The organism is Rathayibacter sp. PhB152, assembly GCF_003751395.1.
GTDB classification, from domain to species: domain Bacteria; phylum Actinomycetota; class Actinomycetes; order Actinomycetales; family Microbacteriaceae; genus Rathayibacter; species Rathayibacter festucae.
Map to the genome: position 1 here is coordinate 120,397 of NZ_RJUT01000002.1, position 24,390 is coordinate 144,786.

Here is a 24,390-nt window from a genome sequence, read left to right on the forward strand (position 1 = left end):
CCCTCTCTGCGCTTCCCGAGGCAGGTCGAGCCGGCGACCGAGAGCATCGCGTGGATCAGAACTCGCGATGGACCCGCACGGCTGATGTGCTCTCCCGGTGAGCGATCGCTCCCGGGGGGAAGGAACCCCTCTCCAGTGACAGATGTCAACACCCGCGGTACCGCCGCGGACACCAACGCCGATCTCATCGGCCTCCGCGTCGCGGAGCTCCAGGCCCTCGCGACGAGCCTCGGCATCGGCGGAGCCTCCAAGCTCCGCAAGGGCGAGCTCGTCTCGGCCATCTCGGACCTCCGCGCCGGTGCGGACTCCGAGGGCGCCGAGCCCGCCGCTCCCGCCGAGGAGCAGGCGCCCGCCGAGCCCTCGGTCGCCGAGCAGGCCTTCGCCGAGCCGGCCGAGGCCGAGCCCGTCGTCGACGGCACGAGCGTCGAGGCCGAGCCCGCCGACGTGGCGGAGCAGAGCGCTCCGGTGCTCGAGGCCCCCGCCGAGGTGCCCGCGCCCGCCGAGAGCACGGAGGCGGACACCGCCGACGTCCTCGAGCAGGCCGCCGCCACGACCGAGGAGCCGGCACCCGCCGCCGCCGAGGCCGCACCGGTCGAGCTCGAGCTCCCCGTCGCCGCCGAGCCGGTCGCCGAGCCCGCCGAGCGCGCTCCCCGTCGCCGCGGCTCTCGTCGCGCGTCCAGCGGCACCGTCGCCGCCGGCGAGCACGTCAACATCCCCGCTGGCAGCGGCGTCGAGTCGCTCATCCCCGAGCTCCCGCCCGTGATCGAGCAGGCCCCCGACGCCGAGCAGGCGCCGCGGCCCGTCATCGAGATCGAGCTGCCCAACGGGCCGGAGTCGGACGACTCCTCCCGCGAGGGCGGCCAGCGCGAGCGTCGCGGACGCCGTCGCAGCCGCGGCGGCAGCGCCGAGCAGAACGAGCAGCCCGAGACCACCGACGCCGTCGAGTCCTCCGCGCAGGACGCCGGCGACGAGCCGGACTCCGGCGACCGCCAGGACGAGCAGCAGAACTCCGGCGACCAGCAGAACGACGGCCAGCAGAACGGCGGCGACCAGCAGGGCACCGGCCGCGGCCGCAACCGCCGCAACCGCAACCGCCGCGGCGAGGACCGCCAGGCGAACGACGGCCAGCAGTACGGCCAGGGCGGCAACGCGCAGAACAACGGCGGCCAGAACAACGGTCAGAACGGCAACGGCCAGAACGGCGCCGCGCAGAACGGCAACGGCCAGGCGCCGTCGAACCAGGGCGGCAACCAGGGCGGTCAGCCGCAGGGCGGCAACGGGCAGAACGCCCAGGGATCTTCGCAGAACGGCCAGCAGGCCGACGGCGAGGACGGCCGCCGCAGCCGCTACCGCGACCGCAAGCGCCGCGGGGGAGCGGTCGGCGACGACTTCGAGCCCGAGATCAGCGAGGACGACGTCCTCATCCCGGTCGCCGGCATCCTCGACGTCCTCGACAACTACGCCTTCGTGCGCACCACGGGCTACCTGCCCGGTGTCAGCGACGTCTACGTCTCGCTCGGCCAGGTCAAGAAGTACAACCTGCGCAAGGGCGACGCCGTCGTCGGCGCGATCCGCCAGCCCCGCGAGGGCGAGGGCGGCGGCCGCCAGAAGTACAACGCCATCGTCCGCGTCGACTCGATCAACGGCCAGACCGTCGACGAGGCCGCCGCGCGCGTCGAGTTCCACGACCTCACGCCGCTCTACCCGACCGAGCGCCTGCGCCTCGAGACGGAGCCGGGCAAGCTGACCCAGCGGATCATCGACCTGGTCGCCCCGATCGGCAAGGGCCAGCGCGGCCTCATCGTCGCGCCGCCCAAGGCCGGCAAGACGATCGTCCTGCAGCAGATCGCGAACGCGATCGTGCAGAACAACCCCGAGGTCCACCTCATGGTCGTGCTCGTCGACGAGCGTCCCGAGGAGGTCACCGACATGCAGCGCACCGTGCGCGGCGAGGTCGTCGCCTCCACGTTCGACCGCCCGGCGGAGGACCACACCACGGTCGCCGAGCTCGCCATCGAGCGCGCCAAGCGTCTCGTCGAGCTGGGCCACGACGTCGTCGTGCTGCTCGACTCGATCACCCGCCTCGGCCGCGCCTACAACGTGACCGCCGCTCCCTCAGGCCGCGTGCTCTCGGGTGGCGTCGACGCGTCGGCGCTGTACCCGCCGAAGAAGTTCTTCGGCGCGGCGCGCAACATCGAGAACGGCGGATCGCTCACCATCCTCGCGACGGCGCTCATCGAGACCGGCTCGAAGATGGACGAGGTGATCTTCGAGGAGTTCAAGGGCACCGGCAACATGGAGCTCCGCCTCTCGCGTCACCTCGCCGACAAGCGGATCTTCCCCGCCGTCGACGTGAACGCGTCGGGCACCCGCCGCGAGGAGATGCTCCTCAGCTCGGACGAGGTCAAGATCACCTGGAAGCTGCGCCGCGCCCTCGCCGGGCTCGACCAGCAGCAGGCGCTCGAGATCATCCTGTCCCGCCTGAAGGAGACGTCCTCGAACGTCGAGTTCCTGATGCAGGTCTCGAAGTCCGCCGTCGGCCCGACCACCGCGAACCACGGCAACGGCCACCACTAGCTGCCCCGACGTCCGCGGTCGCCCCTCCGGGGGCGGCCGCGGGCGTTTTCTCGTCCCACAGCGCTTGCGGTGCGGCTCCGCAGTCGAGCAGCCCGCAGAGCGGGCCGCCCTGTACTTCATTCAGCCTGCGAAGCGGGCCGCTCATGCTGGTCGAGTAGCCCGCGCAGCGGGCGTATCGAGACCCGCCCCGCCGAGCACGTCGGTCTCGATACGGTGCCTGCGGCACCTACTCGACCAGCATGTGCTGTGGCTCGGCCAGCCCGGGCAGCGGGCCGCCCGTGATGATGGAGCAGCCCGCGCAGCGGGCCGCCCATGCTGGTCGAGTAGCCCGCGCAGCGGGCGTATCGAGACCCACCCCGCTGAGCACGTCGGTCTCGATACGGTGCCTGCGGCACCTACTCGACCAGCAAGTCCTGCCCACCCGCCTCCTACGACCCCCGGAAACCAGGATCACCCCATGTTCGAATCCGTCAGCGTCCTCCTCGCCGAGCACGAGGACCTCCAGACGCAGCTGTCCGACCCCGCCCTGCACGCGGACGCCGCGCGCGCGAAGAAGGTCAACCGCCGCTACGCCGAGCTGAACCAGATCAAGTCGGCCCACGCCGCCTGGATCCAGGCCGGCGAGGACCTCGAGGCCGCGCGCGAGCTCGCCCGCGAGGACGACGCCTTCGCCGAGGAGGTGCCGGAGCTCGAGGAGTCCCTGCGCGTCGCGCAGGAGAAGCTGCGCCGCCTGCTCATCCCGCGCGACCCCGACGATGGCCGCGACGTGATCATGGAGATCAAGGGCGGCGAGGGCGGCGCCGAGAGCGCGCTGTTCGCGGCGGACCTGCTCCGGATGTACCTGCACTACGCCGAGGCGAAGGGCTGGAAGACCGAGATCCTCGACCGCGACGAGTCCGACCTCGGCGGCTACAAGAACGTCCAGGTCGCCATCAAGAGCAACGCGACCGACCCGTCGCAGGGCGTCTGGGCGCACCTGAAGTACGAGGGCGGCGTGCACCGCGTGCAGCGCGTCCCCGTGACGGAGTCGCAGGGCCGCATCCACACCTCGACGACCGGCGTGCTCGTCTTCCCCGAGGTCGACGCCCCGGAGGAGGTCGCGATCAACCAGAACGACCTCAAGATCGACGTCTACCGCTCGTCGGGACCCGGCGGCCAGTCGGTCAACACCACCGACTCCGCGGTGCGGATCACCCACCTCCCGACCGGCATCGTCGTCTCGATGCAGAACGAGAAGAGCCAGCTGCAGAACCGCGAGGCCGGCATGCGCGTCCTGCGCGCCCGCATCCTCGCGCGCCAGCAGGAGGAGATCGCCGCCGCCGCCTCGGACGCGCGCAAGACGCAGATCCGCACGATGGACCGCTCCGAGCGCATCCGCACCTACAACTTCCCCGAGAACCGCATCGCGGACCACCGCACCGGCTACAAGGCCTACAACCTCGACGGCGTGATGAACGGAGCGCTCGACCCCGTGGTCGAGAGCGCGATTCAGTTCGACGAGGAGGCCCGCCTGGCCGACATCGGCTCCGACGAGTCGTGAGCACGGTGACGATGGACCTCGACGCGCGTGCGCTCCTCGCGGACGCCGTCGCCCGGCTGACCGCGGCGCGCGTGCCCACCCCGGACGTCGACGCCGAGCTGCTGCTCGGCCACCTGCTCGGCCTCGGCCGCGGGTCGCTCCAGGCGTGGCTGATCACCGGACTCCCGCTCGATGAGACGACCCGCGACGCCTACGATCTCGCGATCGAGCGCCGGGCCTCGCGCGAGCCCCTCCAGCACATCACCGGCGTCGCGCCCTTCCGCTCGCTCGAGCTCGCGGTCGGCCCCGGCGTCTTCGTGCCGCGGCCCGAGACGGAGGGAGTGGCGCAGCTCGCCATCGACGCCCTCCGTGCCGTTCCCGACGAGTCGCCCATCGCCGTCGACCTCGGCACCGGCAGCGGAGCTCTGGCACTCGCGCTCGCGCACGAAGTCCCGCACGCGCGGGTGATCGGCGTCGAGAACTCCGTCGACGCCTTCCTCTGGGCGCGCGGCAACCGCGACCGCCTGGGCCTGGAGAACGCCCGCATCGTCTTCGTCGACCTCGCGGACGCGCTGCCCGAGCTCGACGGCACGGTCTCCGTCGTCGTCTCCAACCCGCCGTACATCCCGTCGGCGGCGATCCCGCGCGACATCGAGGTGCAGCGCTACGACCCGCCGGCCGCGCTCTACGGCGGCGAGGACGGGCTCGACGTCGTGCGCTCGCTCTCGCGGACGGCGCTCCGGCTGCTCCGGGCCGGGGGAGTGCTCGTCATCGAGCACGGCGAGCTGCAGGGGGCGGAGATCCGCGCGCTGCTGACCGCGGACGGCTGGCGCGGGGCGACGACGCAGCGGGATCTGACCGGGCGCGATCGGTCGACGGTGGCGGTGCGCTGAGGGGCCGAACAGCGCTTGTCAGCGCACGGGCCGACCGCGACGTGCATCCCGGACTACTCGGTACCAGCGAGGTATCGACGGAACTGCTGCGATCACTCGCCGGAGCTGCAACCAGAAGAAGGCGGTCTGCGCTATGAGTGCGCGTAAGCCGGTGTCGTGGCGTTCGGGGCGGCCCTCCATGAGAATCGATCGTGCCATTCGAGCTACTTCGCGGTAGCGGCGTGAGCGGAGGGCATCGATGAGGGCGACGGCCGGGTGCATCCCTGCGAAGCGCCGAATATTCCACGCGACGAGCTCGGGGGAGTTGGCCGATGCGGTCCTCGAGTAGATTCCCAGCGGCTCGATCGAGCTTCGCAACGTCTCCATGGCGCCTGAGTCGTTCAAGAATTGCCCAAGGTCCGCGAGCTCGCCCTCCGCGAGGCGCTGTGAGGCGAACAACTCCAACCGCCGGAGCTGCCGCCGTCCACCCTCTCGGATCTCGTCACGGTGAGCGTGAAGCGCAGTGATAGCCCAGGCCATCGGCAACGAGGGGATCGAGCATTCTCGTCCGGCGATCGTCATCGTGTGGCGATCGGCCCATACCAAATCGAAGACGTCCTGACGATCGACGAGGAAGCCCGGGAAAAATCGGTGGACGTCCAGATCGCACGGCCAATCAGGATGGATGAGAGTGACCGAGTGAAGTTCAACCATACGTGGATGACCGACGACAGGACGGATCCGCCAGTTGTTCGTCTGGAGCATCTGCAGGAGCTCGTCGAAACGCGCCGGGTCGACGAGGAAGTCGGCATCGCTGGGCGTGTAGTTCGTTCGCAGACCGTAATGCAGATTGACCGGGCCTTTGATCGAGATCAACCGGATCCCCGCGCCCTCCGCCTCTTTTGAGACCATCGCGTGTGCGAAAGCGGTGGCGACGTTGAGCGGTAACCTCGTACTCGGCTGCACGGACAGCCACTCTAGCGTCTGTGGCTGACGCCCTGCAGCGGGAACGCATCCCGCGGCCCACGAGGAGGATCGTGTCTCGTCTCTATGAGCAAGCGTCGGGAACCATCTCGATGACCAGCGGAGACAGCCTCTATCTACTGGCCGAGCCGATACAACATCAGTTCCTCCCGCTGGAACTGGTGTCGAGCGCGCTCGCGATCTGGGAGGGGTTCAGCTCTCCCCACTCGACGAACGAGATCATTCAGACTTTGTGCGCGAACTACGGTCTGCGAGACTCCGCCGTGCGTTCTGACGTCGAGGCGTTCGTGGACCGGCTCGTTTCGCTCGGATTGCTTGAGGAGGTGGGCTCGGACCCCCTTCCGGGGTGAATCCGCGGTACAGCTCGTCAGAAATGCCTGGGCGAAGGCTGATCCCGCGTTACTGGTTCCCCGCGAGGTCAGCGGCGCCTTTGACGTGGACTAGCCTGGGCGAGCGCCGGGGCTCCGAGCCGCGACGAGTTGCCGGACAGAACGACGAAGCGACGCGAGAAAGCAGTGAGTGCGTGACAAGAAGTGTTTTCGTTCGAGGTACTGGTCAAGAGGACAACATCGGGGATGTCGTCCTGCGGCGCGAGTTGTTTGATCGACTTAGAGCAGTAGGTGCGCTACACCTCTTCCTCGGAGATGCCTCTAAAAACTTCATCGAGGCTCTGGCTCTTGAATCTGGAGATGTCGTATATTCTGATATGAAGACGTGGAAAAGGGCGGCTATCGCGTCCGCAGTGCGCGGCTCTACCTGGTTTGTAGACAAGCCCGGGGAAGTTCTCGTCACACGAGACATCTACCTCGGTCAACGCAGCCTGCTGCCACTCATCGCCGCAGTACGAGTGACCGGAGGCCGAGTCCTGCGACTCGGCATCGGCCAACGAGTCGCTAATCCCGCGGTTGTGCCGATGTTCCGCCGTTTGTACCGGCTTTCAAACCTCGTGGCATGGCGGGACCCGGAGAGCGCAGCCGCCTTCGGGATCGGCGAGGTCATGCCGGATTGGGGTTTCGCTGCGGTCGGAAGTGACCGATCCCAGGCGGATCGTGGATCGATCGTGCTCTCATATCGCAGTGACCGGACAATATTGGCCGCTCCCACACTGGAAGGGATCCGCCGATTTGCTGAGCGGGCTCAACTCTCGGTCATCGTGTGCACCCAGGTAGGGCGGGACAACGAGCGCACCCGCGAGCTCGCGAAGACTCTCGGAAGCGCTGCGTTGCTCTGGGACGACGGAGTCCCGCACGCCGAGCAGGAGGAACGTCTTCGTGAGGTCTACCGTAGCGCGGCTCTTGTCGTCAGCGACCGCCTGCATGTGCTGATCGTCGGTGCGACCGAGGGAGCCGTTCCCGTCAACCTCGTCGATGAGAAGGACCCCAAGGTCGCTCGCCACTTCGATGCGATCGAATACCGCGGAGTGACGGTACTTTCGGAAGATCTTTCGGCCGACGCCGTAGCCGACGCGCTGGCACGACAGCTACTCCGCCGTGCAGAACTCGATCGCGCTCTCGAGGTCGCCGATGAGGCGATCGAAAGGATAACGCGTCGGGCCCTCCACGTGGGCGTCGGTCTATGACTGGTTCCCTCGGTGGTCGGGCGCTCAACGGAGTCGGGGCCACGCTGCTTTGGCAAGGTATTCGGATAGGCCTCCTCGGCCTCTCCATCGTCATCCTCGCGCGGCTTCTCGCTCCGGCCGACTACGGTCTGCTCGCCATGGTTACCGCCGTGATCGGCGTCGGTGAACTACTGCGGGATCTCGGGCTTTCCGTTGCAGCGGTACAGGCGAAGAAGCTCGAATCCGCCGAGAAGACGAATCTCTTCTGGGCGAATACTGCTGCGGGTCTCATCCTCGCAACGATTGTCTTTTTCTCCTCTTGGGGGCTCGCTGCGCTATATAACGAGCCACGTCTCGTCCAGATCACACAGGTACTCGCGACGACTTTTTTGGTCAACGGTGTCGCGTCTCAATTCAAGGCGCAGATCAACCGAGATCTCCGTTTCATGACGTTGGGGCTCTCAGAAGCGCTTCCGCAAGCGCTGGGTCTTGCTCTTGCGATCTTGGTTGCCGCCTCAGGGGGCGGATACTGGGCGCTGGTCGTCCAAGCGCTTAGCGTTTCCATCTCCGCACTCGCGCTCGACGTGTTTTTCGCGCGATGGTTTCCTGGCCTTCCTCGCTTTCACACTTCAATCAGCCGATTTCTACGGTTCGGGGGTGCGCTCGCAGGAACGCAGGGCCTCGCTTACGTTGCCAAGAACATCGACAACGTGATGCTCGGAATTTTCTACGGCGCGGGCTCACTCGGCCACTACAGCCGGGCTTATCAGCTGATTGTCCTTCCGCTGAACCAGTTGACGGCACCCCTCTCGCGGGTTGCGATCCCCATCTTGTCGCGTGTGCAAGACGACAGAGTGCAGTTCCTCCGCTTCCTGCGCTCCGGCCAGTTCTTCACTGTCGCACTTGCGTCAATCTTTTACTCGAGCATGGTAGGCCTTGCGAGTCCCCTCGTGCAGGTGATACTCGGAGAGAAGTGGATGCCGGTCGTACCGATCTTGCAGGCCCTTGCAGTCTCCGGAATCTTCCGTGCGATGGGCCAGGTTCCATATTGGATTTTTGTTTCTCTCGGGCTGACCGGGAAGCAATTCACCATCTATCTGATCTCGCAGCCCGTCGTGGTTCTGGCGATTCTCATTGGAGTCCCGTGGGGCGGGCTGGGTGTGGCGATCGGCAGCTCAATCGGATACCTGCTGTTCTGGTTCATTCAGATGTGGTGGGCTGGTCGTAGCTCGCCTGTGAGTACCGGACCGCTGATCTTGTCCGGACTCGGAATCGTGGCAGTCCTCGGAGTGCCGGCCGCGTGCGCTGGCCTCCTCATCACAGCGCTCGTACCCGGTGCAATCGCGGCGCTGGTGGTCGCTTCGGTCCTGGTCGCGCTCTACACGGCAGTCATCGTCGCATCGGTACCCGCTTATCGAGCGCAGATCGCGATCATCAGGATGATCCTCGCTCGCCGTCGGGGTGGCTCCGCCTCCTGACGCCGAGCCGATGGTCCAATGCTCGGTCGCTTAACCGTCCTTGCCGGGGCGCGAGTACTCCTGCACCAGTCGATCTGATACCGCACCGAGCCAGCCGAGGCCGCGGGTGACGTAGCGTGTGTCGACCAGGCGCAGGCCCTTTCCACGGACCACCGCGAAGGTCGTCTTCGCCACGCCGTACGCGATACTCGCCAGCGCCTTGCTCAGCAATACAGGGCGCGAGGTCGTGGCGAGCATCATCCGTCCGGAGACATTGTTGACCCGGATATATCGGCGCATGACCCACTTGAACGTGAGACGGTTCGAGGGCACCCTTTCGGAGACGAGGGCGGAGGGTGCCCACGCGACGCGCGCACCGCCAGCGATGAGGGGGGTGAAGAACGCGGTATCGCTGCCTCCGGTGTGCGAAAAGGCCTCGTCGAAACGGGGATCGCCGGCTCGGTGGAGAAGGGCTGTCGTGACAAGCGTGTTATTCGTAGCGGGCACTCGGTTGGTGACTCCCTCGGACTCGTTCGATCGCTGAATGTAGCCGCCATCGCGAATCCATCTGGGGCTATCGTCAGGGAAGACCGAAAGCACGGGGCCGCACACGACATCCGCACCGTAACGCTCCTCGGCGCGGAGCAGCTCATCGAGCCATCCCTCGCTCACCGTCTCGTCGTCGTCGACGAAAACTACGTGAGTCGCAGTGGCCGGAAGGCGGTCCAGTGCGGCATTACGCGCGGCGACGATCCCCGGCACCGGCTCGATCGCGTAGGTGATCGGCAGATCCGATGACGCTACGACGGCTTCGCCGGAGCCGGAGGCGTCGTTATCGATGACGATGACAGTGAATGCCGTGCGTCGATGCTCTTTTTCTAAGGACCTGAGCAACTCGCTGAGCAGATCTGGTCGCTTGTACGTGGCAACGGTGATCACGATCTCGCGGTTCATCGGCCGACCGCCGTTTTGGCAATGGCGCCAGCCGCATAGACGACGGCACTTGGGCCCGGACGCCCGTGTCTCACTCCCGCGCCTAGAACCTGGATCATCCGCAAAGGCGAGGAAGACCTCCGTGCGAAGCCCAGCGACTGCGTGAGAATGAAGTCGCCCATCGTGCGCGGGTCGGCAGCGAGCCGCTTTCTCGCCCATTCGATGGAGGCGCGCGGGTCGATACGCTTCGAGACGGAGCCAACGGTGGAATGGTAGGCGGCCAGCGGAGCCCAGGCTTGAATCACCGTGATATCCGAGTGGGCCCGATAGACGTCGACCAGCCAGCTGATGTCCTGGTGGAATCGCAGGGATGTATCGAACGGCACCTCCAGCGCGAGGGCGCGTGGAAAGACCAACGTGGAGGCCTGGATGAAGCCGTGACCGGATAGAGGACTGGTTTTGCGGAACATATAGTGGAGAAGGTCGCTCCCCGCCTCGAACGGGAACCGCGGCTGCACTTGACGGTCGCCCCCCGGTCGGATCATCACTACGCGTGAGGTACAGACCCACGTACCCGACCGCTCGTCACCGATCAAAGAGAGCTGCCTCTCCAGCTTCTCGGGGAGCCACTCATCATCGTCGTCGAGGAGCGCGATCAGTTCACCTGACGCAGCCTCGACTCCGGCCTGACGTGCGCCGTTTCCGCCGGCTCCCGGACCAACACGAAGGATCTTGACCCGTCCGTCCTCTGGAAGCTGAAACTCGTCGAGGGTGTCGGCGACGACGAGGATCTCGGTGACCGCCGAGGTCTGCGCGAGGACTGAGAGGACTGCGCGCTCGACCTCTGGCCGTCCGATGGTGGGGATTACCACGGTAACGGTCGGTCTGCTCACGCAATTGCTCCAAGTTCATCGAGTCCTCGCCCGCGTCGCTCCCGCGGGTCCTTTACTAAATCCTAGTGAATCGCCACCAGATATCCTCGAGGACGGTGAAAGTAGGCGGGCTGCTGACGATGAACGTTTCTCCCACCGTACGATCGAGTGGTTGACGCCCCTCTACCGGGGGTGTCGAGCGGAAAAGAAGCCTCATTTGAGACGGCGGCTGACCAACGCTACATAGCGTCGATTCCGAGTCGTCACTGACGCTGTTCCTCGCAACGGGGCGGGGGATCAGGAACGGTCATCTGGAGGGGAAATGCCCAGATCGCGCTTGTCAGCCGTAGCCTTCGTCTCCGCGGTGTTCGTCGGTTCATTGATCGCGACGTTGGCTGGGCCTGGTCAGCACGCGTCGGCGGCGGCGACCGAGTCCGTGGTCGAGTCATTCGAGGACGGTGGATCGTCCTGGATGCCTGTTCTCGGCACCGGTACCTCGGGGAGCGATTCATCCGCGCCGAGCGAAGGGAGGACGGCCCTCCTCCTTGGGTACGACGTGAGCGCACGCGCTTTCGAGGTCGGACGAACGCGAACTCCCGCCGAGCTCGAGTCGAAGGCCTACAGAGCGCTCAAGCTTGACTATCGAGGTGATGGTACTTACAACACACTCTACTTGCGTCTCCGGGACGCCACCGGAGAGGTCCTTTATTACAGGGTCGGTACCCTGAACAAAACAACGTGGACGACGGGTACCATCGATCTGATGTCGCCAGCAGCAGCAAGCGGTGGCAATGGGAACAGCGTCCTAGATGCGCCGGTCTCGGTCTATCGCCTCGCGGTCGTCCGGAACGGAACGCAGCCCTCATCGGGCTCAGTCGCCGTCGATAACCTCAGAACTGTCGATGATGGCTGGACACTTCAGACCGCGACCCCGAAGTTGTTCACCGCGGGAGGCTTCACCTCTGTGACTGTGAATGCAGGGGGAGCCGGTCCTTGGCGGGTGGTACTTATTGATTCAACCGGACTGCGGCGCACGCTCGCTGGCAGCGCGCCCGCGGCAGGCTCGCAAACCGTCACCTGGGACGGCCTCTCAGACTCAGGGCAGGGCTTGCGTGGCAACATCTCGGCAATTCTCTCGTACGGCCCGATAGAAGGCATGACGAAAACAACTACGCAGGGAGTGCCGTACTTCGCCGGCATCTCCGCGAGGCCAGCCGATGACACCAGCTCAGCAGTTCTCGGCGTCAATAGTTCGATGTCGACCTATGAAACGATCGGCGCGGCCGATACCGAGGCAAAGTGGATGGAGGATGCCTACGTCAAATATGCCCGCGAAGAGTTTGAGTGGAACCGCGTCGAGCCTCGTGATGGCTATTTTGATTGGGCGAAGTTCGATCAGATGGTCGCAGTCGCCGAGGCGCGCAACCTTCAAATCGTAGGGAAGCTTGTGTACTCGGCGGACTGGGCATCTAGTGCCCCCATCGGAACTCCCAGTGCTGCGGCCCGTTACTATCCGCCGTCGGACTTGGATGCATGGCGCGACTACGTCGGTGCGACGGTCCATCGGTACGCGGGACGTGTCTCAGTATGGGAAGTGTGGAACGAGCCAAATATTGACAAGTATTGGGCACCGGCGCCTGATCCCGCTGGGTACGCGTCGCTGCTGCGCGCTAGCTCGACCACCATCAAGGCGATAGATCCGTCGGCGACGGTTCTGGTGGGAGGTCTCGCGGGCGGTTTCTCGGAGTCGTTCATGGACGGCGTTGCTGCGAACGGGGCAGGCGACTCGTATGACGGGATCGCCTTGCACATGTACGTCACGGGTGCGCCCGAGCCGAGCATTATCGACACCTGGTTCAACTCGGCTCAGACCTGGGTAGCGCGCAACGTTCCGGGACGCTCCCTGTGGTTGACGGAGTTCGGTTGGACGACCTGCGGAGAATGCTCCGCTCGGGTCACGGAGCAGCAGCAGGCCCAGTTCCTCTCGCGGCTAGCGATCGACGCGGCTGGTCAGGGGGTCAAGGGAGTTGTGTGGTTCAATCTCCGCGAACTCGGCACCTCGACGAATTCGATCGACAACTATGGCCTCGTCGAGAGGAACGGTCGGGCGAAGCCCGCTTACCAAACGTTCGCGCAGTTCGGACGAGCGACGGCACGATCGGTTCCGATCGGCCATGCAAATCCCAGCTCGGATGGGTCTACGACTATTATCGATGATCTGGCATCCACGACGGGAATCACTCGCTCATCACTGGGGTCGGGCGGCTCGACATCACTGCAGACGACAACGAGTCGCATGTCCGGAGCTGGAGCGCTGGCGGTAGATTACAACTACTCCTCCAGCGCCGCGAAAGGCGGCGTTCTCACGATGAATAAGTCGGTTCAAGGTGCTCCGACAGCGCTTTCCATTTGGGCCTATGGTAACAATAGCAATGCCACGATCTTCTTGAAGGTCAGGGATGCCACGGGCGAATCCTTTGAGTCGAAGATCGGTGCCGTCGGTGGGGCTAACTGGTCTAGGCTGGTATTCTATCTTGACAACGGCAATCCAAACAGTACCAGTTCGGGTGGGAACAATGACAATATAGTCGATTACCCCATTGTCGTGACGAATGTGCATATCTACAAGTCCACCGCTGGGCCGAGCAGCGGACGATTGATTCTGGATGATCTCACCGCTCATTACGGCGGGGCGACTCGTGGAGTGGTGTTCATGGGCGACGGTGCCGTCACGCAAGCGGTCTATGCTCTCGCCCAGGACCAGGTGTCACTTTCTGTGCCTGGCGCCGCTGCTTGGATCAACGACGCTGGCTCAATGGCGGTGCTCCCGGTTGAAAACGGTCTGGCTTCGGTCTCGCTGTCGCCGGATCCCGTCTTCGTCGTGTCGGACCCGGACGTACGTCCGGCGGTCGCGACGCGGGGTGATCCCGTCGGGCTTTCCTTGGTGACTGGAGATCGAACGGTTCTGACCGTCCGCGTCTTCGCGGCCGACGGAACGGTCGTCAGGACGCTGATCGACGGGCAGAAGTTCCAATCGGGTCCTCGAACAGTGCAGTGGGACGGTCGTCGGTCAAACGGGGCGGCGCCCGCAGCCGGCTCCTATTACTTCAGGGTCACGACGACGGGGCCCAATGGAGACGCGAGCATTGAGCAACCCTTCAGGCTGACTTGAGGACATCGCGCTGCGGCTGTCGTTGGCCTCGCGTTCTGTCCTTTTTGGGCAGGTTCTCGAGGGTGGTGGGTAGTCTGGCGGCATCTGTCGCACGTCCGCCGGGTGCAGTGCGGCGGGGTGCCAACCCTTCAGCGTTCAGATGCCGATCGGGAGGAGAAGATTTTCGTCTTCGTCTCGACGTAATACGGCGCGCGAATCGATTTATCAACTGAAACATCCGCACCGCGTGACCCACTGATCGAGTTGCCTTGGACGTGCACGTTCTCGCTTGCGTCAGCGACCAGGATGCCAGTTGACATCTGGGAAGATTCTCCGCTGCTGGCAATCACGTTTCCGCTGATCGTCAAAGAGTTCGCGGTACCGCCCTCGGTCTTCTCGACGACAATTCCCCCACGCCAGGTCGTCTTCATGCCGTAGCGCGTTCCAGGGTCAGTAATCGCATTGGCGGTGATCGTGATTTCCGACACACCCTCAACCTGAATGCCGGATTTCCCGGAGGAAATTATCTGGTTTCCGATAACAACGGCCGCCAATGCTCGCGCCTCGCGATCGAAAAGATGGATTCCAAAATCACGCTCAGAGATGAGTCGATTGCCGCTGATCCTCACCCGACGAGCGCCGCTTCCTGCGAAAACTGATACGAGCATCGTCGACATCACGTTCTCTGAGACGGAGATGTCCTGGGCCCCTTCGCCGGCAATCAGGACACCGGTGTCCTCGGAACTCAACACTGTATTGCCGATCACGCTTACACCGCGACCAACGATATAGAAGGCTGCGGGGCTCGGTGCCGAGACTTTCTTGACGTCGGTGACTATGTTTTCTCGTATAGTCACGGAGTTGCTTCCCTCGCTCACCCGTACGGCGAAGTCATCGATCTGGGAGAAGGAGTTCCGTCGGATTATGATCGACTCGGAGTCGGCGTGTTCGCTGCCGTAGACATGTACTGCATGGCTCATCCGCACGAAATTGCACTCCTCCACCAGCACCTTCGAGCAGCTGTCGATCTGAAGGGAGACCGGGCTGGTGTTCTGGACACCGCCGTCGAGGGTCAAATTCCTGATGGTGACGCCGTCCAGATCCTTCGCGAGGACGAAGGGTGCATCGGCTCCGTCGGCGAGGCGGATCGTCGTCGATCGGCCCTCTGCCCCGCTCAGGGTGATGTTGGAGGGCAGACGGAGCCGGGCCGCGATGACGAGGACGCCAGCGGGCAACCGGATCTCTGAACCTGGTGCCGAGCCCTCGAGGATTTTGTTGAGCAGCCCTGAGTTGTCCGTGATTCCGTCTGCGATCAGGCCGACCGTGTCCGATGAGCCATTCGACTCAGCCCTGGTGTCGGTGCCGTCCGTGGTAGCAGTCGGAAGCTGTAACGGTGCAGCGGATGAGGCGCGCGGTTCCGGATGGAGCAGATCGGTGAGGTGGCCCGCGCCAGCGCCGGCCACCCCTCCCGCGAGCACGCTCAGAGGCAGCGAGCTGAGTAGCGTCCGACGGGTATGTCCGCCAGAGCTCTCTTCGCCGTCAGAACAGCTAGCCGGGATGGACGGAGGTCCAGCATCCTTGTGAGGCGGAGGTTTAGCGGCCATGACGACGCTTCCACACTGCAAAGGCGAAGTGTTCGAAGCGGGTGGCGCGCCCGTTCAATTCATCCCGCTCAGAGGTCGCGCGTGCGGCCTTCGTGCGGATCAGCAGGGCGCGCGAGAGTAGGCCGCCTGAAAAGATGATTCGCCAAAGCGTCCGGCGGAGCAGTCCGGGACGGAATTCTTGGACGTAATAATCGAAGGTATTCTCTGCCCACATTGTCGACACCCGCCCGCCCGCCTTGTTTACGGACGAGCCGATTGCGTGGAATGCGCGCACATGGGGCGTCACGATCACCCGTAGTCCGGCGAGTTGCACTCGATGGGCAAGCTCGATGTCTTCCCCGTACATGAACCATCGCTCGGAGAGAAGTCCAACTCTGGAACGCGCGACGGCTGTGAGGTAGAGAGCGCACCCCGACACCCACTCCACCTCCTGCACGTCAGAGGAGTGAGCGGCCATGTACAGATGTCGGCCTCTGAGGAATCGGACCCGAGGGAATGCGCGCGCGAGGCCGGTGAAGTGCGTGAATATGGGCCACAGTGTCGGCTGGCGCCCAGCGGCCATTACCGCAACGCCGGGGCCGCTCTCGACGAGCGGTGCGATAATGCCGATGGTTGCATCCATCCGCGCGGCGGCGCGGAGCTCGTCCAGTGCGGCACCCGAGATCTGAGCGTCGGGGTTCAACAAGAAGATGTCTGCACCATGGGACGCTCGAATGCCGGCGTTCACCGCCTTCGCGAAGCCTTCGTTATGGTCGGAAAGGATGAGGGTGTTGATTAAGCCGTCCTCGTGCAACTGTTGCAGCACGGCCTCTGAACCGTCGCTGGAAGCGTTGTCGACCACGACAATCTCGGTTGCGTGCGACGAATCAAGTCGAGAGATGCACGTCACGATATCGTCGCGAGAATTGAAAGTGACTATTACAACGGATGTCTCGAACTGGGAGACGGTCATCGCTGAGTCCCTCTCATGTGCCGCGCACGGCGTCCTGCGCGAGTATCTTCGACGATTGCGACCATTTCACGTTCGTAGCGGTGCTCGGAGAAGCGTTCCAACACGGTTGCGCGGCCTTCTCTGGCCATCCGGACCGCCTCCTCCGGGCTTGCGATGAGCTCCTCGCAGATCTCGGCAAGCGCTCCGAAGTCCTCGGAGTTGAACACCCGGCCGACCGACGGTCCGTTCACGATCTCGACTAACCCCTGCACATTCGAAACTACGACCGGCCGTTCGGCGGCCATGCCCTCCGCCGCGATGGTGCCGAAAGGTTCGCTCCTTGACGGAGCGAGGACGATGTCGGCGCGCTCGAGGTATCCGGTCGTGTCCTCCTGGAAACCTGCGAAAACGACGCGGTCTTCCAGCCCGAGCGCTGAAACGAGCGTGTGTAGTTCGGCCCAGTACCACTCGTACCCAGGGAAGATTGAGCCGACCAGGGTGAGCGAGGCGTCGTGCCCTCTAGCGACCAGTGCACTCAGACCGCGAATCGCGACGTCGGGCCCCTTTCGAGGATTCAGCCGGCCGACCAGCACGAGATGCGGTCGGCTTGACACTCCTGCGAACGAAGAACGGAAGTAGGGATCCCAGTTCTTCCCGTTGTAGACGACCGATGTCTTCCCCTCCATTCGCAACCCACGAAGCACCACGTGCTCTTGGGTGGCGCGCGAGTTCGCAACGGCCCGATCGGCGAGCGCGAGAGGCGCGAGCAGTACCCTCTGTGCGATCACGGGGATCTCCGTCTCGGCCTCGCGCACGTGGACCACGCTCGGGAGGCCGAGTGCGCGCGCCGCCAGGATCCACCACGGCTGCGTAATTGTATTCGCAATCACCAAATCCGCCTGGGTTCGCCTGAGTGCCCTGATGCAGCGGGCGATGGTGAGCGGCAGGGAGAGCACGAGGCGCGTGAAGGGAACGGGTTTCAGAAGCGCCTTGCGCAGAACGGGGAGATCGAGAGTGTGCACACCGTCAGCGCCGGAGGACGTCAGCAGCCCTTCGAGGGGACCGATCTCCGGAAGCACAACGGTCACCACATGGCCGGCATCTGCCAGTGCCTTCACCGTTGCGGCGGCCATGCGGTCGCTCCCATACAGTTCGCTGCCCGGGTGGCAGAAGAGAACCTTCATCGCATCTACCTTCTTCCGACGGGATGCACCCGGCGGATCAGCGAGATCGAGGCCGAGCCGAGACATCATTGGCCGCCGCGGCAGAACGCTCTCAGTCTAGTAGGCGTAGGCATCGTCCGAATCGGATCGGTCGTGGCCACCCCAAACGGGTGAATTCAAGTTGCCATAATCTTCATGTCTCCCGCCTTGGGGCGGAGCTGCCCATAGTGAGGAATGGTCGGAAAAATTGTTCGGTTCGAAATCCCGTACAATCTGCTGAGGTATCACTGAGGGGGCGCTGCAGAATGATCCGGACGAGATGGTCCCTTCCTGAAGGTTCGCTGCCGAGCGAGAGATGCAGACTGTGATGGGAAAGATTCTCGCGAAGGGGGCTTTTGCTGTTGCGGGATTGGCGGCGGTCTTCTCGATCGCGATGTTCGTCCTTGGACCGGGGTTTACACTTCTCGGGCTGTGCGGCCTCGTGGCAGTTCTTCTTCTCCTGCGATTTCCGACGCTCGGTCTCTATCTTCTCATCGTGCTTGTGCCATTCAATGGACTTATTACGCAGTTGGCCGAAGGGAATGCGATCGGCACGGCGTACGGCGCTTCGAAGGATGCGATCCTTCTCGGTCTGCTGGTCGTCGCAATCGTGTCAGGGAAGATCAGGCGAGTGCCCGGCTGGCTCCTCGCGCTTGTCGCGCTCATGGTAACAGTGCCCTTGATCTCGGCTGTCTTCTCACCTTCAGTTGGACAAGCGAGCTATGGCTGGCGCAATGACTACGAGCCGTTGCTCATGCTGCTTGTCGTGCCGGCATTGATCGAATCGCGCTCCATACCGCGGCTCCTCGCCACCTTCGTTGCGGTGATGGAAATTGCCGCGGCAACGGCTGTGATCACGTGGAATCGGGGTCTTCCCTGGCTCACAGAGATCGGCCGCCTCCCGGTTGCAAACAGGGATGATTTTCCGACGTCGCTTTTCTCGTCTGGTAGCGACCGACCACGCGCGTTCAGCCCGTTTGTGGCGCCCAACGAGATGGCTGTCGTGATGGCGGCTACCATTGCCGTGGTCTGGCTGATACCGCGCCTGAGGACGTCGCATCGTCTCCTGCTAACGGTGCTGCCGATGGTCGCCGTAATGCTGTCGGAGTCGCGAAGTGGAATTCTCGGTCTTGTGGTCGTTCTTTGCGTACTCGCCGCACGAGGCATTCATCGACGCTCTCCCTTGCTCACAGGCGCCTTTGTCGTGATCGCCGTCGTTGGAGTATTCGCGGGCGCCTTTCTCTATATTTCGAACCGACTCGGAGACGCCGGTGACCCGTCAGTGGGAGGGCATTCGCTGAGCTTGGAGGCAGGGATTCGAACCCTGCTCGAGAATCCGCTTGGACTAGGGCTTGGAGTGGTGGGACCTCGTGCAGCGCAGTACGAGGATTCCTACCACGTCGAGAGTTTTCTTCTACTCCTGGCACTAGAATCGGGCGTCGCAGTCCTGGTCATTTATATCGCCCTGATGTGGAGGATCTCGCGAGTGTCTCTACGCGCAGGTAGCGACGGAGTTGCGTTCCTCCCGATTGCCGTGCTCTCAGCGACCATGGTCAGCCAGATGGTCCTTCCTACCTTCCAGGAGGGCGCGGTCAGCTTCTTGATCTGGCTGTTGGTCGGCGTCGGGCTCACGGGTGTATTCGCGAGAAGTAGCGCCCTCGTGGTTGAAGACACCCCAGGCCTCGGGCGCAGGGCCGGAAGGAACTTCGCAGGTCCACGTCGTACCGGGACGGCGTCATCCCGCTACAGGGGTCAACACGTTTGAACCGACATAGTGCGGCTGTCCACTTGAAGTAAGCGAACGAGCAGGCGTGGATCGAACGAGGGTGTCTCCTCGTTTCCTTAAAGTCGCAAGCCTGTTGAGCTCGCGGCTGTCTCAAGCCGAGACGGTCTCGCCGATGAGCTTCAGCAGAGCTTCTTCGTAGCGTTCGCATACGGAGTTCCAGGAATAGTCAGTACTCGCTCGCTCTTGGACCGCCGCCGCCAGACTGGACTGTAGTTCTCGATCAGACATCAGGCGATCGATATTTCTAGCAATGCTCAGCGGGTCAGGCGACGTGAAGACGGCCTTATCACTCAGAACCTCGCGGTTGTAGATTGTGTCTCGTGCGACGATCGGGATTCCGCACGCCATCGCCTGCACCAGAGCCGGGTTGGTGCCACCGACACTGTGGCCGTGGAAGTAGACGCCGCAGTGTTGCCAAAGGGAGAGAAGTCGTCGGTCGTCGCTGACGTGACCGAGCCATTGAATGTTCGCATTCTCGTCACTGAGGCTCTTAGCCCGGACGTCGAACTCTCCTCCGTATCCGGTCGATCCGACGATGACTACAGGCCAGCGCTCACTGAGGAGAACAGCGGCGCTTAGGAACTCGCCGATCGAGTTCTCGGGTACGAACCGTGCGACCACCAGCACGTAGCCCCGGTGCGTGAGACCTTCCTGCACGGGAAGCGTTGGCGGCACGTCGCCGCCGTACGGGACGAACACGCCGTCGCGATGAAAATCGCGACGCCAGCGTGCCCCAATCGCCTCGGCGTCGAACAGGAGCTGATCGGCTGTGAGGGCGGTCATTTTCGCGCCGGCTCGGAACATCGCTTTGGCGGCCCGCCCCCACTTGGCACGGTCCCACTCGATGCCGTCCACATTCACGAGCGAGGGTATGCCTCGCGCTTTGAGTGCGGGAAGCCAAAACCCGTTCGCTACATTCATCACAAGGGCGACGTCTGGCTTGCGGCGCGCTGCATCGAGGCAGGAAGAAAGGCCGTAGGTGAGCGTGCTCAGCGATTTGGACTCGATGCCGCGAGTTTCTCGGCTGATTACCCGCGGATCTCTATCGACATCATCGGCTTTGGTCGATCCGGGTCTGCCGTAGACGGTGACATCCCAACCGCTTTCTGCGAGATACGGAGCGATCCGTCGCACGGCAGTTTCAAATCCGCCGTAGTAGCTAGGGTATCCACGAGTGCCGATGATCGCGACGGACCTTGTCACGAAGAGGCACCGGTCTGTGCCGAATACTTCGCCTCGGTCGCCGCCTTCTGCGGACGCCACCAGTCCTCGTTCTCCCGGTACCACTGCACCGTCGCGGCGAGGCCCGATTCGAAGTCCGTGTAGCGCGGCTCCCAGCCCAGCTCCGTGCGCAGGCGCGTGGAGTCGATCGCGTAGCGGAGGTCGTGGCCGGGCCGGTCGGTGACGTGGTCGAAGGCGTCGGCGCCCCGGCCGAACTCCTTCAGGATCAGGGTCACGACCTCGAGGTTGTTCTTCTCGCCGTCCGCGCCGATCAAGTAGGTCTCGCCGAGCGCTCCGCGCTCGATGATCGCCCAGACGCCACTGTTGTGGTCGTCGACGTGGATCCAGTCGCGGACGTTCTCGCCGGCACCGTAGAGCTTGGGCCGGACGCCGTCGATCACATTCGTGATCTGCCGGGGGATGAACTTCTCGACGTGCTGGTACGGCCCGTAGTTGTTCGAGCAGTTCGAGATCGTCGCCTTCACGCCGAAGGAGCGGACCCACGCGCGCACCAGCAGGTCGCTGCCGGCCTTGGTCGAGGAGTAGGGGCTGGAGGGGTTGTACGGCGTCTGCTCCGTGAACTTCGCCGGGTCGTCGAGCTCGAGGTCGCCGTAGACCTCGTCGGTCGAGATGTGGTGGTAGCGGACGTCGTGCTTCCGCACCGCCTGCAGCAGCGTGAAGGTGCCGATGATGTTGGTCTCGAGGAACGGCGTCGGGTCGTTCAGCGAGTTGTCGTTGTGCGACTCCGCGGCGAAGTGCACGACCAGGTCCGCGTCGGCGACCAGGCGGTCGACCAGCTCGGCGTCGGCGATGTCGCCCTCGACGAACGTGATCCGGTCGGCGACCGGGGCGAGGGAGGCGCGATTGCCCGCATACGTGAGTTTGTCCAGCACGGTGATCTGCGCGTCAGGGCGCTCCCGGAGAGTCAGGTGGACGAAGTTGCAGCCGATGAAGCCGGCTCCGCCGGTGACGAGAATTCGCACGAGTGCTCCTGTTGTGAGTGGGGAGAAAAGGGGGGACAGGGGCTTCCCTTTGGGACGTTACCGCACGCCGGGCGGGCAGTCGGACGGTCCCGCACGCTCTCGAGAAGGTGGTTTCCCCCCGTCCGGGTGATGTTCCGCGACCACAATTGACCGCTTAATGCGCCGAGGCGAAGTTCTCCTACCAACGGCTCCTACGGTGTTCTGCGGTGCGGATTCGTGCCACCGAGTGAGAGGGGCAGTAGTCACCATGCGACCCGTCGTCGACCTCCCACTCGCCGCCGCCGTCGGCCTGGTCCACGCTCTGGTGGACGACCTCGCCCGCGGCGCGGGGATCCGCACCCTGTTCCTGAAGGGCCCGATCGCCGACGCGCACCGGATCCGCCGTCCTCATCCCTCCAGCGACGCGGACGTCCTCGTCGCCCCGGGCGACGCGGACCGGCTCCTCACCCTGCTCGGAGAGCGCGGCTGGTCGGTCCGGCCGGGATCCGCCGCGCACCGGGCGTTCGTGACCCACTCGATCACCCTCCTCCACCCCTCCTGGCCCTGCGACATCGACGTGCACACCAGCTGGCCCGGCTTCTTCGTCGATCCGCAGCTCGCCTTCGAGGTGCTCTGGCGGACCCGCTGCGAGATCGTCGTCGCCGGCGTTCCGGTGCGGGCGATCGGCTTCGACACGTCCGTCGTGGTCTCCGCCCTGCACAGCCTGCGCTCGCCGTATCAGCAGCGCAGCGAGGAGGAGTTCGAGGAGCTCGTCGCAGTCGTGGCGGCACAGAGCCGGGAGGAGGCGGTGGTCGCTCGAGCCGCGGAGCTCGGCTGCCTGGAGCCGATCGCCCCCTTCCTCGCGCGGATCGGCAGGACCGTCGCACTGCCCGCCCGGCCGAGTCGCCAGTACGCGCTCTGGCGGCTGCGCACGCGCCGGCCGAGCAGGACGGCCGACTGGCTGCTGGCGATCGTCCAGGCGCCGACACTCGCGGAGCGTCTCGTCGTGCTCCGGCGAGCGCTCCACCCCACCGGCCGGGACCTCGTGATCGACCACCCGCTGCTCCCGCCGACCGCCTCCGCCCGCCTGGCGATCCGTGCCCGGCGCTTCATCGCCGCGACGCGTGCGCTCCTGCCCGCGATCCAGGACCTCGTGGCCGTGCGCCGTGCCTCTCCGGGGGGCGCCGACCCGATCGCTGCTCCGCGACTCGCGCCCGGGAGGACCACTCCCGTCGGCGGAGCTCCCGCGCCGACGTCCGGCATCGAGCGGACATCTCCGGCGGCAGGGTCGGTCGTGGACGCCGCGCGGACGTCCGGCCGGCCGTCCGCGACGGGGGCCCGCGTGGCGGCGATGGCGACCCCGCACGGCCTCTACCTCCTGCCCCTCGGTGCCTCCGCGAGCGCGCAGCCGGTCGTGCTGCAGGGGTCTGCTCGGCTGCTCTGGGAGCGGTTCTCCGCTCAGGACGCGCGCTCGCGGGCAGGGGCCGCCGCGGTGGTGCGCGCCGCGGACGATCTCGGCGACGTGCTCGACGACGGCCGTCGGGCGGAGATCGAGCAGCTCCTCGACGAGCTCGTCGAGCTCGGCCTCCTGGCGGCCTGACCCCGGACCCGGCGATCCGGCCCGAGGAGCCGACGGCCCACCCGGGGGATCGACGGCCCGGCCCGGAGGTCCGGCGACGACTCAGCGCACGGAGAGGAAGCGCCCTCGGCTGCCCGCGACGACGCCGCGGAGGATCGTGCGGGTCGTCGCGGTCCGGCCCCATCGCAGGCCCCGGGCCGCCAGCGCGGCGCAGTAGATTCCGCGGTTCAGAGCGAAGACGCTGCCGCCGCGGCGCCCCTCCGTCCGGGCCAGCTCGAGGTCGAGGGCGGTCCGGTTCCGGACGGCGAGATAGAGCTCGCGGGAGTTCGAGGAGTGCAGGAGCACGTCGGTCGCCGACGCGCGCTCGGCCGCGCTCCGGCACCGGTCGAGATCGTCGATCCGGCTGAGGGGGTGGAGAGTGATCGTGAAGCCGGCCTGCGTGATCCGCCGCGTCCACTCCCGGTCGTCGCCCTGGAGCACGAACTCCTGACGCGGCGGTTCCACCTCGACGAGCGCGGCGCGAGAGATCAGCAGGCCGCCGTAGGGTGCGATCGGGACCACGATCGGGTCCTGCGGCCGCGCCCCGCACCGGCCTCCGGCTCCGCGCTTCAGCAGCCGGCGCACGTCGGTGTCCAGGAACCGGCCGGGGCTCGGGAACACCTCGGCGGTGGGCCGACCCGTGACGAGCTGGGACTGGTAGAAGTCGGTCTCGCGCAGACTCGCGTGGCAGGCCCGCGGATCGAGCGCCAGGGGAGAGGCCAGCAGCACGGCGAGCGCGTCCGGCCGCGGCGCGGTGTCGTCCTCGAGGAGCCAGGCGTAGTCCAGCTCCTGCGTGCGACAGTGCTCGATCGCGGCCCGGAAGCCGCCGGCGGTGCCGAGATCGTTCGGAAGGACCGTGGAGCTCACTCGGGCGTCGACGCCCGCCGGGAGCAGTCCGCGCAGCACGCGCTCCTGGCCGCCGTTGCCGCTGAAGACGACGTGCACCGAGTCGGCGCCGGCCTGCAGAGCCGCCTCGACGACGCGGGCGAGTGTCGTCGTGCGCTTTCCGGTGGTCACGATCACGGCGATGACCCGGGGTTCGGTGCCGTCGAGGCGTCGGAGCATGGCGGTGGTCTCTTCTTCGATGAGGGGCGGGAGCGGGAGGCGGGCGCCGGAAGCGGCGCCGCCTCGAGCGAGGAGGAC

Annotated in this window: 18 protein-coding genes; 9 read left to right on the forward strand and 9 right to left on the reverse strand. The window is 65.2% G+C overall.

Annotation, left to right across the window (positions count from 1 at the left end; all coding sequences use genetic code 11):
- Positions 1–135: 135 nt before the first annotated feature.
- The 3 genes from rho (at position 136) to prmC (ending at position 4,989) form a co-directional block, all read left to right on the forward strand.
- Positions 136–2,577 carry a transcription termination factor Rho gene (gene rho / locus EDF36_RS04030; RefSeq protein WP_260300520.1) on the forward strand — a complete coding sequence of 814 codons (2,442 nt, stop codon included), beginning with the start codon at positions 136–138 and terminating at the stop codon, positions 2,575–2,577.
- 457 nt (positions 2,578–3,034) lie between these two features.
- The gene (prfA, locus tag EDF36_RS04035) at positions 3,035–4,117 is read left to right on the forward strand and encodes a peptide chain release factor 1 (protein ID WP_123445476.1); all 1,083 of its coding nucleotides are present in this window, start codon (positions 3,035–3,037) and stop codon (positions 4,115–4,117) included.
- Between the two features lie 11 nt (positions 4,118–4,128).
- On the forward strand, positions 4,129–4,989 hold the full coding sequence (prmC, locus tag EDF36_RS04040) for a peptide chain release factor N(5)-glutamine methyltransferase (RefSeq protein ID WP_123732412.1): 861 nt from the start codon (positions 4,129–4,131) through the stop codon (positions 4,987–4,989).
- A gap of 18 nt (positions 4,990–5,007) precedes the next feature.
- On the opposite strand, the gene EDF36_RS04045 is transcribed toward prmC, so the two are convergent.
- Positions 5,008–5,934: a nucleotidyltransferase family protein gene (locus EDF36_RS04045; RefSeq protein ID WP_148059965.1), complete on the reverse strand. Its 927-nt coding sequence runs from the start codon at positions 5,932–5,934 to the stop codon at positions 5,008–5,010.
- Positions 5,935–6,005: 71 nt separating this feature from the next.
- Between EDF36_RS04045 and EDF36_RS04050 the strand changes: the two genes are divergently transcribed.
- From EDF36_RS04050 to EDF36_RS04060, 3 genes are all read left to right on the forward strand, one after another.
- Positions 6,006–6,302 carry a PqqD family protein gene (locus EDF36_RS04050; RefSeq protein ID WP_221181606.1) on the forward strand — a complete coding sequence of 99 codons (297 nt, stop codon included), beginning with the start codon at positions 6,006–6,008 and terminating at the stop codon, positions 6,300–6,302.
- 173 nt (positions 6,303–6,475) lie between these two features.
- Positions 6,476–7,531 carry a polysaccharide pyruvyl transferase family protein gene (locus EDF36_RS20865; protein WP_148059966.1) on the forward strand — a complete coding sequence of 352 codons (1,056 nt, stop codon included), beginning with the start codon at positions 6,476–6,478 and terminating at the stop codon, positions 7,529–7,531.
- Complete coding sequence (locus EDF36_RS04060) at positions 7,528–8,988, forward strand: lipopolysaccharide biosynthesis protein (RefSeq protein ID WP_123732016.1); 1,461 nt, start codon at positions 7,528–7,530, stop codon at positions 8,986–8,988. Before EDF36_RS20865 ends, EDF36_RS04060 begins: the two co-directional genes overlap by 4 nt.
- A 30-nt stretch (positions 8,989–9,018) precedes the next feature.
- On the opposite strand, the gene EDF36_RS04065 is transcribed toward EDF36_RS04060, so the two are convergent.
- Together EDF36_RS04065 and EDF36_RS04070 are read right to left on the reverse strand one after the other, a co-directional pair.
- Complete coding sequence (locus tag EDF36_RS04065) at positions 9,019–9,921, reverse strand: glycosyltransferase family 2 protein (RefSeq protein WP_185020358.1); 903 nt, start codon at positions 9,919–9,921, stop codon at positions 9,019–9,021.
- Entirely contained in the window at positions 9,918–10,793 is an 876-nt protein-coding gene (locus EDF36_RS04070; protein ID WP_123732018.1) for a glycosyltransferase family 2 protein, read from the reverse strand. Before EDF36_RS04070 ends, EDF36_RS04065 begins: the two co-directional genes overlap by 4 nt.
- Before the next feature lie 535 nt (positions 10,794–11,328).
- On the opposite strand from EDF36_RS04070, the gene EDF36_RS04075 reads away from it, so the two are divergent.
- Positions 11,329–13,944, forward strand: coding sequence for a FlgD immunoglobulin-like domain containing protein (locus tag EDF36_RS04075; RefSeq protein ID WP_185020359.1), 2,616 nt, complete (start codon positions 11,329–11,331; stop codon positions 13,942–13,944).
- A 128-nt stretch (positions 13,945–14,072) separates the two neighbouring features.
- Here the strand turns inward: EDF36_RS04075 and EDF36_RS04080 are convergent, their stop codons facing one another.
- From EDF36_RS04080 to EDF36_RS04090, 3 genes are all read right to left on the reverse strand, one after another.
- Positions 14,073–15,401 (reverse strand): right-handed parallel beta-helix repeat-containing protein, encoded by a 1,329-nt coding sequence (locus tag EDF36_RS04080; protein WP_185020360.1) that lies wholly within the window; start codon positions 15,399–15,401, stop codon positions 14,073–14,075.
- A 115-nt stretch (positions 15,402–15,516) separates the two neighbouring features.
- Positions 15,517–16,479, reverse strand: coding sequence for a glycosyltransferase (locus EDF36_RS04085; RefSeq protein ID WP_123732021.1), 963 nt, complete (start codon positions 16,477–16,479; stop codon positions 15,517–15,519).
- Positions 16,476–17,642: a glycosyltransferase family 4 protein gene (locus EDF36_RS04090; protein ID WP_185020361.1), complete on the reverse strand. Its 1,167-nt coding sequence runs from the start codon at positions 17,640–17,642 to the stop codon at positions 16,476–16,478. The genes EDF36_RS04085 and EDF36_RS04090 overlap by 4 nt, the downstream gene beginning before the upstream one ends.
- A gap of 346 nt (positions 17,643–17,988) precedes the next feature.
- Between EDF36_RS04090 and EDF36_RS04095 the strand changes: the two genes are divergently transcribed.
- On the forward strand, positions 17,989–19,425 hold the full coding sequence (locus EDF36_RS04095) for an O-antigen ligase (RefSeq protein WP_148059967.1): 1,437 nt from the start codon (positions 17,989–17,991) through the stop codon (positions 19,423–19,425).
- Between the two features lie 111 nt (positions 19,426–19,536).
- On the opposite strand, the gene EDF36_RS04100 is transcribed toward EDF36_RS04095, so the two are convergent.
- Positions 19,537–20,709 (reverse strand): glycosyltransferase, encoded by a 1,173-nt coding sequence (locus EDF36_RS04100; RefSeq protein WP_260300521.1) that lies wholly within the window; start codon positions 20,707–20,709, stop codon positions 19,537–19,539.
- On the reverse strand, positions 20,646–21,650 hold the full coding sequence (rfbB, locus tag EDF36_RS04105) for a dTDP-glucose 4,6-dehydratase (protein WP_123732025.1): 1,005 nt from the start codon (positions 21,648–21,650) through the stop codon (positions 20,646–20,648). The genes EDF36_RS04100 and rfbB overlap by 64 nt, the downstream gene beginning before the upstream one ends.
- A gap of 247 nt (positions 21,651–21,897) precedes the next feature.
- Here rfbB and EDF36_RS04110 point away from each other — a divergent pair, with 247 nt between their 5' ends.
- Positions 21,898–23,229: a nucleotidyltransferase family protein gene (locus EDF36_RS04110; RefSeq protein WP_185020362.1), complete on the forward strand. Its 1,332-nt coding sequence runs from the start codon at positions 21,898–21,900 to the stop codon at positions 23,227–23,229.
- An 81-nt stretch (positions 23,230–23,310) separates the two neighbouring features.
- On the opposite strand, the gene EDF36_RS04115 is transcribed toward EDF36_RS04110, so the two are convergent.
- Positions 23,311–24,312 carry a glycosyltransferase gene (locus tag EDF36_RS04115; protein ID WP_123732027.1) on the reverse strand — a complete coding sequence of 334 codons (1,002 nt, stop codon included), beginning with the start codon at positions 24,310–24,312 and terminating at the stop codon, positions 23,311–23,313.
- Positions 24,313–24,390 lie beyond the last annotated feature (78 nt).

What these genes read in the sequence shown, in the direction of transcription:
- prfA (WP_123445476.1), top strand. Translation starts at nt 3,035, where the DNA reads ATGTTCGAATCCGTCAGCGTCCTCCTCGCCGAGCACGAGGACCTCCAG.
- prmC (WP_123732412.1), top strand. Translation starts at nt 4,129, where the DNA reads ATGGACCTCGACGCGCGTGCGCTCCTCGCGGACGCCGTCGCCCGGCTG.
- EDF36_RS04060 (WP_123732016.1), top strand. Translation starts at nt 7,528, where the DNA reads ATGACTGGTTCCCTCGGTGGTCGGGCGCTCAACGGAGTCGGGGCCACG.
- EDF36_RS04065 (WP_185020358.1), bottom strand. Translation starts at nt 9,921, where the DNA reads ATGAACCGCGAGATCGTGATCACCGTTGCCACGTACAAGCGACCAGAT.
- EDF36_RS04085 (WP_123732021.1), bottom strand. Translation starts at nt 16,479, where the DNA reads ATGACCGTCTCCCAGTTCGAGACATCCGTTGTAATAGTCACTTTCAAT.
- EDF36_RS04090 (WP_185020361.1), bottom strand. Translation starts at nt 17,642, where the DNA reads ATGAAGGTTCTCTTCTGCCACCCGGGCAGCGAACTGTATGGGAGCGAC.
- EDF36_RS04095 (WP_148059967.1), top strand. Translation starts at nt 17,989, where the DNA reads ATGGGAAAGATTCTCGCGAAGGGGGCTTTTGCTGTTGCGGGATTGGCG.
- EDF36_RS04110 (WP_185020362.1), top strand. Translation starts at nt 21,898, where the DNA reads ATGCGACCCGTCGTCGACCTCCCACTCGCCGCCGCCGTCGGCCTGGTC.
- EDF36_RS04115 (WP_123732027.1), bottom strand. Translation starts at nt 24,312, where the DNA reads ATGCTCCGACGCCTCGACGGCACCGAACCCCGGGTCATCGCCGTGATC.